Raw genomic sequence first — 12,253 nt, 5'->3', positions numbered from 1 at the left:
GGGACCCCGACCGGGTCCCGCCCATCGGCGCACCCGGGGTCCGGCGAGCGTGCGTGCCGCACCCCGCCGGCCGGACGGGACTGTGACGGCACCACCGGGTGCCGTGCCCGGAACCGGCCGCGGCTTAGGAAGCTTTCAGCAGCGCGCCGTCACGCCACTTCAGCATCTTGTCGAAACTCACCACCGCGCCCCGGCCCGGCCGGTTCCGGAAACGCGCGTGGTCGGACAGTTCCGCGATCAGGTGCAGGCCCCGGCCGTGCTCGGCCAGGGAGGTTCTGCGGCGGGCCACCGTCGCGGCCGGGAAACCCGGACCCGAATCGGTCACCTCGATGCGGCAGCGGTCCCCGTCCAGGTAGGCCGTGACGTCGTACGCCTCGGCCCCGCCGTCCGGGAGACCGCCGTGCCCACCGTGCTCCACCGCGTTCGCACAGGCCTCGCTCAGCGCCACCGAGAGATCGAAGGAGATGTCCGGGTCCACCCCCGCGGTCTCCATCGTCCCCAGCAGCAGTCGCCTGGCGAGCGGCACGCTCGCGGCTTCGCGCCTCACGTGGAGAGACCACCAGATGCTCATACCGTTACCTATTGCCTCCCGCGGGGGGCGGTAAGCCCCTCGCGGCCGACGGAGCGCGCATTCACCTCGTTCAGCCGATGCGGCGCGCCCGGGCGGCGGGGTATGCGGGGCACGTGCGGCGGTCTTCTCGCAGAGGTGGCTGCGTGCGGGCCGGGGTCCGGGGTGTCCGTGTGCGGCGTGTGCTGCGACCGTGCCGGGGGACTGATGGGACCTTCCGGACCTGCCGTATGGAGGGGCTGAGCGCAGTGCGATGATGACCGGGCCATGACTGCCCCCCACGCGACGCACGCCGGAGTCGGACTCCGGCTGATCCGGGCCGCGGTGTTCACCGCGGTCTGCGTCGTGCTGTCCGCGGCCGGGCACGCCCTGGCCTCCTGCGCGACCGTGCCCTGGTGGTCGCTGTGCATCGGCTTCGTCGCGGTCTTCTCGGTCGCGGCCCCACTCGCGGGGCGCCGGCGCGCCCTGCCCGGTCTCGCCGTCGGACTCACCGCCGGACAGCTGGCCCTGCACGCGTTGTTCGGCCTCGGCCAGCACGACGCCTCCGCCGCTGCCGCGCCGGCGTCGACGCCGGGCTCGGCCGACGCCTCGCTCGCGGCGCTCGCCGCCCGGCTGGTGTGCGGAGGCAACTCCGTCCCCGTCAGCCCGGCCGACGCCCGGCGGATCCTGGAGACCGCCGGTCTCGATCCGGCCGCCCTCGCCGCCCAGGCCACGGCGCAGGGCCACGGCGCGCACGCGCACCTGAGCCAGGCCGCCGCCGCGGCGCCCGACACCGGCCTGTTCAGCCCGGCCATGCTGGCCGGACACCTGCTGGCCGCGCTCGGCGCCGGCTGGCTCCTCGGCCGGGGCGACGCAGCGCTGTTCCGGCTCGTCGACCTGTCCCGGCTGTCCCGCGAAGCCGCCCCGATACGACCGCTGCGTACCGCGCTGGCCTTCGTACGCGCCCTCCTTGCCGGGCTCGCCGGGGCAGCCTCCCGTACGCAGCAGGCTCCGCCGGCCGGCTCCACGCCCGTGCCGGTCACCGGCCGGGCCACGCTCCAGCACACGGTGATCAGGCGCGGCCCCCCCGTCGCGTTCGCCCTCGCAGCCTGACGCGGCACCCTCTCCTCCCCGGCACGGGGCGGGACCACCGGTGCCGCGAACTCCGTGCGCGCCCGCGCCCGGAGCCAACGCCACCACTGCTTCCGTGGAGTGTTCCTGCCGTGAAGACCTCTCGCGTCTCCTTCGCCGCCGCCCTCGCCGCCGGTACCGTCCTGGTCCTGTCGGGCCCCGCCTTCGCCCACGTCAGCGTGCAGCCCGGCGAGGCCACCAAGGGCGGCTACGCGACGATCAATTTCAAGGTCCCCAACGAGCGCGACAACGCCTCGACCACGCAGCTGGAAGTCAACTTCCCGATCGACCAGCCGCTCACGTCCGTCATGCCGCAGGACATCCCCGGCTGGACCGTGAAGGTCGAGACGAGTGACCTCGACAAGCCGCTGACCGTGCACGGCAAGCAGATCACCAAGGCCGTCACCAAGGTGACCTGGTCCGGCGGCAAGATCGAGTCCGGCAAGTTCCAGCAGTTCCCCCTCGCCGTCGGCAAGCTCCCCGAGAACGCCGACCAGATGGTCATCAAGGCGATCCAGACCTACGACAACGGCGAGGTCGTCCGGTGGATCGAGGAGGCCAAGGAAGGCGCCGCGGAACCGCAGAACCCCGCGCCCGTCCTGAAGCTGACCGCCGCCAAGGCCGATGACCACCACGACGGCGGGGACAAGAAGGCCGACGAGGCCAAGAACGCCGACAAGGACTCCACGACGGGCCACGACGAGGCCGCGTCCGAGCACGCTTCCGACACCACCGCGCGGGCCCTCGGCATCGCCGGCATCGTCATCGGGCTCGGCGGTGTCGCCTTCGGCGTCGCCGCGCGCCGCCGCTCCGCCTGACCAGACGTGCCCGCGGGCACTGCCCTCCGGACCATCCGTACTTTCCCCGATCCCAGGGACACCTCCTCATGCGCACCACACGTGTGACGATCGCCGCTCTCGCAGCGGCGGCCGCACTCACCCTCACCGCCTGCGGCGGTGAGCCCACCAAGACCGGTTCGGTCACCCAGATCTCCGGCGGTCAGAACACCACCAAGGCCGCAACCGTGCTGGACCGCCCCTTCGGCAAGCCGGACCTCGTCCTCACGGACACCACCGGCAAGCCGTGGAACCTGCGCGAGCAGACCAAGGGCAAGCCGACGCTCATCTACTTCGGCTACACCAACTGCCCGGACGTGTGCCCACTGACGATGAGCAACATCGCCGTGGCCAAGAAGGCGCTCCCCCAGGCGGACCAGGACAACCTCCAGGTCGTCTTCGTCACCACCGACCCCGATCGGGACACTCCCGAATCCCTCGGCGCGTGGCTTCGCTCCCAGGATCCGGCCTTCACCGGCCTGACCGGGGACTTCGCCGCCATCCAGGCGGCCGCGCGCTCGCTCGGCATCGGCATCGAGGCCGCCACGAAGGAGGCCGACGGCAGCGTCGTCTCCATGCACGGCGCGCAGGTCATCGCGTTCTCGCCCAAGACCGACGAGGGATACGTCCTCTACGGCGAAGGCACCACCGTCGACGACTACACCAAGGACCTGCCGAAGATCATCAAGGGAGAGAACCCGTGAACGCCCGTACCACCCGCATCCTTGCCGTCACCCTCTCCCTGACGGCCGCGCTCGCCATATCCGGCTGTTCCTCCGACGCGGAGAAGCCCGGGATGAAGGTCAGCCAGGGCTTCATTCCCGAGCCCGTCAACGACAAGATGGCCGGCGCGTTCATGGTCATCAAGAACGGCTCCGCGACCGCCGACAAGCTCACCGGCGCATCCTCCCCGCTCTCCGACGATCTCCAGATCCACGAGACGAAGGACCAGAAGATGCAGCAGGTCCCGTCACTGGACGTGCCTGCCAACGGTGAGCTCCGGCTGGAGCGCGGCGGAAACCACGTCATGTTCATGGGCCTCAAGAGCACTCCGAAGGTCGGCGAGAAGGTCACCGTCGAGCTGCGTTTCGAGAAGGCCGGCCCCGTGAAGGTCGAACTCGACGTGAAGGAACGGACGTACACCGCGCAGAACTCCAACGCCCACTGACGGACCGAGGAACCGACACGCCATGACGGCCACCGCCCCCGCACCTTCCGCGCCCCGCGCCCATGCCACGGCATTCCTGCCACGGCTCGCGCTGGTCCTCGCAGCCCTGCTGGCAAGCCTGTTCACCGTGGCCTCCCCGGCCGCGGCGCACGCCGCACTCACCGCGAGCGACCCCAAGGAAGGGGCGGTGGTCGCCACGGCGCCCGCGCAGGTCTCGCTCTCCTTCTCGGAGCAGGTCGCCATGGGCGACGACTCCATCCGCGTCCTGGACCCGCAGGGCAGGCGGGTGGACACCGGTGAGCTGCGCGACATGTGCAGCGGGCACATCATCCGCTACGGCACCGCCCTGAACTCCGGCCTGCCCGAGGGCACCTACACCGTGGCCTGGCAAGCCGTCTCGGCCGACAGCCACCCGATCTCCGGCGCCTTCACCTTCTCCATCGGCGCGCCCTCGGCCACCAATGTCACGCTCCCCACCCGTGAAGCGGGCAGCGGCCCCGTCGGCATCGCGTACGGGGTCGCGCGCTACGCCGCCTATGCCGGCTTCACCGTCCTAGTCGGAGGCGCCGCCTTCATCCTGCTCTGCTGGCGCCGGGGCGCCGCTGAGCGTCCGCTGCAGAAGCTCGTCGTACGGGCGTGGGTCACCCTCACGGCGGCCACCCTCGCGATGCTGGTGCTGCGCACTCCGTACACCGGGACCGGGCAGTTCGCCGACGCCTTCGACCTCGCCGGGCTGAGGACCGTCCTGGAGACGAAAACCGGGGCCTCACTCGTCTCCCGCCTGCTCCTGCTCGGAGCGGCCGCCCTGTTCATCGCCGTCCTCTTCGGTGTCTACGCCCGGCGCCGGCAGATGTCCGCAACCGCCGAGGAGGACAAGGACACCAGCGACCTCACCTTCGGCCTGGGCATCGGCGGCGCCGTGGTCTCCGGTGGCATCGCGGCGACCTGGGCCCTCTCCGAGCACGCCTCCACCGGTATCCAGCCCGGGGTCGCGATGCCCGCCGACATCCTGCACCTCCTCGCCGTCGCGACCTGGCTCGGCGGCCTCACCGCCCTGCTCGTCGCCCTGTACAAGGTTCCCGGGATCGAACGCGAGGCGGTGCGGCGGTTCTCGAAGGTGGCCTTCGTCAGCGTGGTGGTGCTCGCCGTCACCGGCGTGTACCAGTCCTGGCGCCAGCTCGGCAGTTGGTCCGCCCTGACCGGCACCGACTACGGGCGGCTGCTGCTGCTCAAGGTCGGTCTCGTAGCCGTCCTCGTCGGCATCGCCTACGTATCCCGTCGGTGGACCGGCCGACTGCTCGACACGCCTGCGGCCGCTCCCCGGGAGGATGCGCGGGCCCTTGCACCGCTCGACGTTCCACGTGAAACGGTCCGCGGTGTTTCACGTGAAACAACCTCTGTTTCACGTGAAACAGAGCCCGCCACGGTCCCGTCCGACCCCAAGCGCACCGCCCAGCTCGCCCGTCAGCAGGCCGCACGCGAGACGGCCCGCGAGAAGCGGGTCCGCGACGCCGAACCGGACCGCACCGGACTACGCCGCTCGGTGCTCGCCGAAGCGGGGGTGGCCGTGGTCCTGCTGGCCGTCACCACGGTGCTCACCAGCACCGAGCCGGGCCGCGCCGTGGAGCGGGAGGCCGGGCGTGGCTCCACCTCCACCGCCGTACCGGACCGCGCGGTCAAGATCACCCTTCCCTTCGACACCGGCGGCCCGAGCGGCAAGGGCGATGTCCGGATCGAACTCGACCCGGGGCGGGTGGGCGCGAACACCCTCCACATCTGGGCCGACTCCCCCGAGGGCCAGCCGCTCGACCTCCCCGAGGTCAAGGTCGCCTTCACCCTTCCTGCCAAGGACATCGGCCCGCTGCCGCTCGTTCCCGACCGTGCCGCGCCAGGGCACTGGACGGCCTCCGGGGTGCAGCTGCCGCTGACCGGCGAATGGCGCATCGATGTGACCGTCCGTACCTCCGACATCGACCAGACGACCGTCCAGAAGACCGTGAAGATCGGCTGATCAGCGTGACCGAGAGCAACCCCGACATCGAGATCTCCCGGCGCCGACTGCTGGGCACCGTCGGCGCCGCGGGCGCCGCGGGGCTCGCGCTCGGCGCCGCCGGCGGCGCCCTCGCGCACGCGGCCGCGGCCGGTACGGAAACAGCCGCCGCCGGCGGCTCCGCCGGGACCCTGTCCTCCCTCGGCTCCACCCAGGTCGCCTTCCACGGCGACCACCAGGCCGGCATCACCACGCCGCTGCAGGCCAAGGGCCATCTCGTCGCCTTCGACCTCACGGCCGGAGCGGGTCGCACGGAGGCCGCCGCACTGCTGCGGCGGTGGTCCGACACCGCGCGGCTGCTCATGGCGGGCGAGAACGCCCCGGACTCGGACACGGGCATCGCCCTCGACGCCGGGCCGTCCTCCCTGACCGTCACCTTCGGCTTCGGCCACTCCTTCTTCGAGCGCACCGGCCTCACAGCCCGCCGCCCCGGCGCCCTCGACGCGCTGCCGGACTTCTCCTCCGACCGGCTCGACGAGCGGCGCAGCAACGGTGACCTGTGGGTGCAGATCGGCGCGAACGACGGACTCGTCGCCTTCCACGCCCTGCGAGCCCTGCAGAAGGACGCCGGGCAGGCCGCCCGCGTCCGCTGGCAGATGAACGGATTCAACCGCTCTCCCGGAGCCACCGGCACCCCGATGACCGCCCGCAACCTCATGGGGCAGATCGACGGCACCGGGAACCCGAAGCCGGCCGAGCCCGATTTCGACAGACGCGTCTTCGTCCCCGGCACGGGCCCCGGACCGGCCGAGCACGCCTGGATGGCCGGGGGTTCGTACGCCGTCGTCCGGCGCATCCGCATGCTCCTCGACGACTGGGACAAGCAGTCCCTCGTCCAGCAGGAGCAGGTGATCGGCCGGACCAAGGCCACCGGCGCTCCGCTGACCGGTGGCGGCGAGACGACCGAGCCGGAGCTCACCAGGATCGGCGCCGACGGGAAGCCGGTCATCGCGGCCAACGCCCACGCGCGGATCTCCGCGCCCGAACAGAACGGCGGGGCCGCCATGCTGCGGCGCCCGTTCTCCTTCCACGACGGGATCGGTCCCGACGGCGCCCCCGACGCCGGGCTCCTCTTCGTCTGCTGGCAGGCCGACCCGCTGCGCGGGTTCGTCCCCGTCCAGCGCAAACTCGACCGGGGGGACGCGCTCTCGGAGTTCATCCGGCACGAGTCCAGTGGCCTGTACGCCGTACCGCCGGCCCCCCGTTCCGGGGAGTACGTGGGGCAGCGTCTTCTCGAAGGGTGAACGGCACCCCGGCGCCTGGCACCCCGGCACTAGGCTGATCGCATGACGGCCACGCGCTTCACCTATCTCGGCCCCGAGGGCACTTTCACCGAGGCCGCCCTCCGTACGCTGCCGGAAGCCGCAACCCGGGAACTGGTCCCGATGGTCTCGGTACCGGCCGCCCTGGACGCGGTGCGCAACGGCGAGGCCGCGGCCGCGCTCGTCCCGATCGAGAACTCGGTGGAGGGCGGCGTCACCGCCACGCTCGACGAACTGGCTTCGGGCGAGCCGCTGATGATCTACCGCGAGGTGCGGCTGGCCATCGCCTTCGCGCTGCTCGTGCGGCCCGGAACCGCCCTGTCGGACGTCAAGACGGTCACCGGGCACCCGGTGGCCCAGCCGCAGGTGCGCAACTGGCTGCGGGCGAACCTGCCCGACGCCGTGTGGGAGTCGGCGGCATCCAACGCGGACGGCGCCCGGCTCGTCCAGGGAGGCCGTTTCGACGCCGCGTTCGCGGGCGAGTTCGCCGCCACCACGTACGGGCTCGTCCCGCTGGTCACCGACATCCACGACGCGGAGAACGCGGAGACCCGGTTCGTGCTCGTCGGACGCCCGGCCCGGCCCGCCGCCCCGACCGGCGCCGACAAGACCTCCGTTGTGCTCTGGCTCGCCGACGACCACCCCGGCGCCCTGCTGGAGCTCCTCCAGGAGTTCGCCGTGCGCGGTGTGAACCTGATGCTGATCCAGTCCCGGCCAACCGGCGAAGGCATCGGCAACTACTGCTTCGCCGTCGACGCCGAGGGCCACATCTCCGACCGGCGGGTCAGCGAGGCCCTCATGGGCCTCAAGCGCACCTGCCCGCAGGTGCGCTTCCTCGGCTCCTACCCGCGGGCCGGCGTCGCTCTGAGTGACGTACGGGCTGCCCGGCCGGGCACCTCCGAAGGAGACTTCACGGCTGCCTCCGACTGGCTGACCCGCTGCCTCGACGGCCGGGCGTAAGGCTTCGTCCACTGTCCACAGAGTTATCCACAGGGCGGGATGGCAACCTGGGGACAAGTCGACAGGACGGCACGACAAGGTCGACAAATCGGCTGGAGGCTCAGGTTTCGTGCTGGGGAGCGGAGGGTGAACGGCGTCACCCGTACATCGCGGATCAACTCTTTGGGGCGAGCCATTCCCACCCGAATGAGTGTCTGAGGGTGGTTTGAACCCCGATTCGACTCGCTCCACCACCGGGTGGGATTGATCTATTCCGATGTCCACAGAGGCGGCACACAGCCTGTGGATAAGCTGGCCCCGGCGGCAATTCCTGTGGACAAAGAACCGCTTCCCGTCCTGCTCAGAACCCGCCCGCCCTTCTCCCTCATGCCTCATTTCGGCGAATGGCGCGACATTTATCGACCGCCCGAGAGGGGTCTCTCACAGTCGGGCGCCTAGACTTATCCATTAGCGGCAATTAGGACATAGCGACACGCAGCGTAATATCGGTGTGATCCCCGGAACTCCAGCCCGGTAGCCTGGAGGGGTGATTGACCTTCGGCTGCTCCGTGAAGACCCTGACCGTGTCCGCGCCTCGCAGCGCGCCCGTGGAGAGGACGTCGAGCTCGTCGACGCGCTGCTCTCCGCCGATGAGCGCCGCAGGTCCTCCGGCATGCGCTTCGACGAACTGCGCAACGAGCAGAAGTCGCTCGGCAAGCTCATCCCGAAGGCCTCCCCGGAGGAGCGGGCCGAGCTGCTGAAGAAGGCCGAGCAGCTCAAGCAGGACGTCAAGGCGGCCGAGGCCGAGCAGAACGAGGCGGACGAGGCTGCCAAGCAGCTCCTGCTGCGGCTCGGGAACATCGTCCACGTGGACGTCCCGGTCGGCGGCGAGGAGGACTTCACCGTCCTGGAAACGCACGGAACCATCCGCGACTTCGCCGCCGAGGGATTCGAGCCCAAGGACCACCTCGAGCTGGGCGAATCGCTCGGCGCGATCGACGTGGAGCGTGGCGCCAAGGTGTCGGGCTCGCGCTTCTATTACCTGACGGGTGTGGGCGCCCTGCTGGAGCTGGCGCTGGTCAACGCGGCCATCGCACAGGCCACCGAGGCCGGCTTCATCCCGATGCTGACCCCGGCCCTGGTTCGCCCGCGGGCCATGGAGGGCACCGGTTTCCTCGGCCAGGCCGCGGAGAACGTGTACCACCTGGAGAAGGACGACTACTACCTCGTCGGCACCTCCGAGGTCGCCCTCGCCGCGTACCACATGGACGAGATCATCGACGCCGACAAGCTGCCGCTGCGGTACGCCGGGTTCTCCCCCTGCTTCCGCCGCGAGGCCGGCACGTACGGCAAGGACACCCGCGGCATCTTCCGCGTCCACCAGTTCGACAAGGTCGAGATGTTCTCGTACGTCGCACCGGATGACGCCGAGGCCGAGCACCAGCGCCTCCTGGAATGGGAGAAGCAGTGGCTCACCGCCCTGGAGCTGCCCTTCCAGGTGATCGACGTCGCCACCGGTGACCTGGGCTCCTCCGCCTCGCGGAAGTTCGACTGCGAGGCGTGGATCCCGACCCAGGGGAAGTACCGCGAGCTGACCTCCGCGTCGAACTGCGACGGCTTCCAGGCCCGACGTCTGTCGATCCGCTACCGCGACGGCAAGAAGACCCAGCCGCTGTCGACGCTGAACGGCACCCTGTGCGCCGTGCCGCGCACGATCGTCGCGATCCTGGAGAACCACCAGCTGGCCGACGGCTCGGTACGGGTACCCCCGGTACTCCGCCCGTACCTCGGCGGCCGCGAGGTCCTGGAGCCGATCAACAAGTGAGCCCCGCCCCGTTCCCGTACAAGCTCGTCGCGACGGACCTCGACGGCACCCTCCTGCGTGGTGACGACACCGTCTCGGAGCGCACGCGCGAGGCACTCGTCGCCGCCACCGCGGCCGGCGCGGCACACATCATCGTCACCGGCCGGGCCGTGCCCTGGACCCGGCACGTACTGGACGACCTCGGATACAAGGGGATCGCCGTGTGCGGGCAGGGCGCGCAGGTCTACGACGCGGGAGCGCACCGGCTGCTGACCTCCGTGACACTGGACCGGCAGCTGGCCGGCCTGGCGCTGTCGAAGATGGAGGCCGAGATCGGTCCGCTCGCCCTGGCGGCCAGCCGGGACGGGGTCGACGGCGACGTCCTGATCGGACCCGGCTACCAGGTGCAGGAGGGCCTCCCGGCCGTCTACCTGGAAGACACCACCGCGGTGTGGACCGCACCGCTGAACAAGCTGTACATCCAGCACCCGGGCCTGGACGACGACGCACTCGTCAAGGCGGCCCGGCAGACCGTGGGCAGCCTGGTCGACATCGTGATGGCGGGTCCGGGCGTGGTGGAGATCCTTCCGCTCGGCCTGAGCAAGGCCACCGGACTGTCGCTGGCCGCACGCCGGCTGGGCGTGAAGGCGGCGGAGACGATCGCCTTCGGCGACATGCCCAACGACATCCCCATGTTCGGCTGGGCCGCGCGCGGGGTGGCGATGGCCAACGCCCATCCGGAGCTCAAGGCCGTGGCGGACGAGGTGACGACCTCCAACGAGGAGGACGGCATCGCGGTGGTGCTGGAACGCCTGCTGGGTGCCGCTTAGCCGGTACGAGGGGGAAGAGGTCCGGGGCGGCCCGCGCCGGAAGGCGCGCTCGAAGTGGCTGCCCCGGACCTCTTGTTGCTCCCCGCACGGCTCACTCTGCCCCGGGCGGAAGCCCCGTACCAGTGAATTTCCGCTCATCAGCCGTGAATCCGGCGGCGACGCCGACAGGCCGCGGCCGCGGGGAAGCCGGAGCCGTTACCGACGAGACGGCCTACCCCTGTTTCACGTGGAACAGAGGCCGTGTTTCACGTGAAACAGGGCGGCGGGTGAGCGGCCACGCCAGCAGGCCGACCGCGAGGGCGATGGCGTGACCGAGGTCGGTGAAGTTCCCTCCGGTGGCGAGGGGGAGCCCGAAGAAGGCGACCACACCGGCGAGGTAGAACCATTTCCAGGGACCGGGCAGCCGGTAGGTGAGCACGCCCGCGGCGGCCGCCAGGCCGTAGCTGACGCCGATGTCGACGACATGGGTCATGGTTCGCGGGGCTCGGTGGTCCTGAATGGCCACCAGGAGGACCTTCTGGCTGACCAGGGTGGCGACGATGTGAGCGGTCGCGACGATCAGGAGCCAGCGCAAGGTGCCGAGCCAGCGTTCGACGGGGGCGTGGAAAACCTCGAAGAGCAGCGCGTAGAGCGCGAGCGAGGCAGGATTCTCGATCCAGAAGGCGCTGCTGAGGAGCGCCCGGAGCGGATGCTGGACGAGCTGGTGAATATTGCTGCTGTTGCGGTGGAGCAGGACGTGGTCCACCCGGTCGGGCGCGATGACGACGACGACGCTGGTGACGGCGATGATCAGCAGCCAGATGTGCGTTCCGGGCGAGGAGCGTATCCAGGACCGCAGGGGCCTGGACGGCTCGGGCTCGGCGTGCTCGATCATGCACCGATGATGACGTGCGGAGCTGTGCCCCGCCTGGCCGGTGGGCCGGGCGGGGCACAGGATCACACCGGTGTGCCGGGACGGCCGGGGCCTACTCCTCGCCGGCCAGGGTAAGACGGCGCAGCTTCTGGCCCGCGTAGACGGTGGCTCCGACGGTCACCACCACGAGCAGGACGACCGCGGTGGGCAGGCCGACGGTGGCGTCGACGTACCCCTCACCCGCGACCTTCTCGGCGAGAGACAGGGCCCACTGCTGGACGCTGAGGGTTTTGGCGCCCGAGACCAGGCTGCCGAAGAGCGACTCCCAGATCAGCGCGTAGACGAGGCCGAAGACGACCGCGTGCCGGCTGACGGTGCCCAGCAGCAGGAACAGCGCACTGTAGGCGATCGAGGCGACGAGGGCCGCGACCGTGTAGGCGATGGCGATCTGCTGGCCGTTGCCGTTGAGGATGAAGCCCGCGATCAGGGTGGGGATCGCGGAGAAAGCCATGGTGACGGCGATGGCGACGATCAGCTTGGTCATGATGATCGTCGGTCGCTTCACCGGCTTCGACAGCAGATAGACGATCGATCCGTCGTCGATCTCCGGGCCGATGGCGCCGGTGCCGGCGATGACGCCGATCAGCGGGACCATCGTCGCCAGAGCGAAGCCACCGAGCAGGTCGGCGGCGACCTTGTCGTCCACGCCGGTGAGAGCGCGGACGGCAATGGCGATGACGATCAGCAGGGCCGGGAGCAGGAACAGGATCAGCGCGCGGCGGCGGCCGAGCAGGGCCCGGTAGGTGAGCCGGGCAACGGTGGGGTTGTACATG

12 protein-coding genes are annotated in these 12,253 nt (G+C 70.6%); 9 read left to right on the top strand and 3 right to left on the bottom strand.

What is annotated here, in order from left to right; translation table 11 throughout:
- Nucleotides 1-124: 124 nt before the first annotated feature.
- Nucleotides 125-571, bottom strand: coding sequence for an ATP-binding protein (locus tag ABT106_RS02260; protein ID WP_351271006.1), 447 nt, complete (start codon nt 569-571; stop codon nt 125-127).
- A gap of 264 nt (nt 572-835) precedes the next feature.
- On the opposite strand from ABT106_RS02260, the gene ABT106_RS02255 reads away from it, so the two are divergent.
- From ABT106_RS02255 to ABT106_RS02215, 9 genes are all read left to right on the top strand, one after another.
- Nucleotides 836-1,660, top strand: coding sequence for a hypothetical protein (locus tag ABT106_RS02255; protein WP_351271003.1), 825 nt, complete (start codon nt 836-838; stop codon nt 1,658-1,660).
- 110 nt (nt 1,661-1,770) lie between these two features.
- On the top strand, nt 1,771-2,496 hold the full coding sequence (locus ABT106_RS02250; protein WP_351271000.1) for a YcnI family copper-binding membrane protein: 726 nt from the start codon (nt 1,771-1,773) through the stop codon (nt 2,494-2,496).
- Between the two features lie 68 nt (nt 2,497-2,564).
- A complete protein-coding gene (locus ABT106_RS02245) occupies nt 2,565-3,218 on the top strand; it encodes an SCO family protein (protein ID WP_351270997.1) in 654 nt (217 codons plus the stop codon).
- On the top strand, nt 3,215-3,682 hold the full coding sequence (locus ABT106_RS02240; RefSeq protein ID WP_351270994.1) for a copper chaperone PCu(A)C: 468 nt from the start codon (nt 3,215-3,217) through the stop codon (nt 3,680-3,682). Before ABT106_RS02245 ends, ABT106_RS02240 begins: the two co-directional genes overlap by 4 nt.
- A 22-nt stretch (nt 3,683-3,704) precedes the next feature.
- Nucleotides 3,705-5,693 (top strand): copper resistance CopC/CopD family protein, encoded by a 1,989-nt coding sequence (locus ABT106_RS02235; RefSeq protein WP_351270991.1) that lies wholly within the window; start codon nt 3,705-3,707, stop codon nt 5,691-5,693.
- Complete coding sequence (gene efeB / locus ABT106_RS02230; RefSeq protein WP_502979159.1) at nt 5,618-6,976, top strand: iron uptake transporter deferrochelatase/peroxidase subunit; 1,359 nt, start codon at nt 5,618-5,620, stop codon at nt 6,974-6,976. Before ABT106_RS02235 ends, efeB begins: the two co-directional genes overlap by 76 nt.
- A gap of 42 nt (nt 6,977-7,018) precedes the next feature.
- Entirely contained in the window at nt 7,019-7,954 is a 936-nt protein-coding gene (gene pheA / locus ABT106_RS02225; protein ID WP_351270985.1) for a prephenate dehydratase, read from the top strand.
- Nucleotides 7,955-8,480: 526 nt separating this feature from the next.
- A complete protein-coding gene (serS, locus tag ABT106_RS02220; protein ID WP_351270982.1) occupies nt 8,481-9,758 on the top strand; it encodes a serine--tRNA ligase in 1,278 nt (425 codons plus the stop codon).
- Nucleotides 9,755-10,567, top strand: coding sequence for an HAD family hydrolase (locus tag ABT106_RS02215; RefSeq protein ID WP_351270979.1), 813 nt, complete (start codon nt 9,755-9,757; stop codon nt 10,565-10,567). The genes serS and ABT106_RS02215 overlap by 4 nt, the downstream gene beginning before the upstream one ends.
- Before the next feature lie 211 nt (nt 10,568-10,778).
- Here the strand turns inward: ABT106_RS02215 and ABT106_RS02210 are convergent, their stop codons facing one another.
- Together ABT106_RS02210 and ABT106_RS02205 are read right to left on the bottom strand one after the other, a co-directional pair.
- The gene (locus ABT106_RS02210; protein ID WP_351270977.1) at nt 10,779-11,441 is read right to left on the bottom strand and encodes a rhomboid-like protein; all 663 of its coding nucleotides are present in this window, start codon (nt 11,439-11,441) and stop codon (nt 10,779-10,781) included.
- Nucleotides 11,442-11,532: 91 nt separating this feature from the next.
- A complete protein-coding gene (locus ABT106_RS02205) occupies nt 11,533-12,252 on the bottom strand; it encodes an ABC transporter permease subunit (RefSeq protein WP_267721541.1) in 720 nt (239 codons plus the stop codon).
- Nucleotide 12,253 lies beyond the last annotated feature (1 nt).

Source organism: Streptomyces sp. NPDC002044, assembly GCF_040296725.1.
GTDB classification, from domain to species: Bacteria; Actinomycetota; Actinomycetes; order Streptomycetales; family Streptomycetaceae; genus Streptomyces; species Streptomyces antarcticus.
This window is presented reverse-complemented; position numbering and strand designations above follow the sequence as displayed.

Bases quoted from the DNA above. Each gene is read 5' to 3' on its own strand.
- ABT106_RS02260 (WP_351271006.1), bottom strand. From the start codon at position 571: ATGAGCATCTGGTGGTCTCTCCACGTGAGGCGCGAAGCCGCGAGCGTG.
- ABT106_RS02255 (WP_351271003.1), top strand. From the start codon at position 836: ATGACTGCCCCCCACGCGACGCACGCCGGAGTCGGACTCCGGCTGATC.
- ABT106_RS02245 (WP_351270997.1), top strand. From the start codon at position 2,565: ATGCGCACCACACGTGTGACGATCGCCGCTCTCGCAGCGGCGGCCGCA.
- ABT106_RS02235 (WP_351270991.1), top strand. From the start codon at position 3,705: ATGACGGCCACCGCCCCCGCACCTTCCGCGCCCCGCGCCCATGCCACG.
- efeB (WP_502979159.1), top strand. From the start codon at position 5,618: ATGGCGCATCGATGTGACCGTCCGTACCTCCGACATCGACCAGACGAC.
- pheA (WP_351270985.1), top strand. From the start codon at position 7,019: ATGACGGCCACGCGCTTCACCTATCTCGGCCCCGAGGGCACTTTCACC.
- ABT106_RS02210 (WP_351270977.1), bottom strand. From the start codon at position 11,441: ATGATCGAGCACGCCGAGCCCGAGCCGTCCAGGCCCCTGCGGTCCTGG.
- ABT106_RS02205 (WP_267721541.1), bottom strand. From the start codon at position 12,252: ATGTACAACCCCACCGTTGCCCGGCTCACCTACCGGGCCCTGCTCGGC.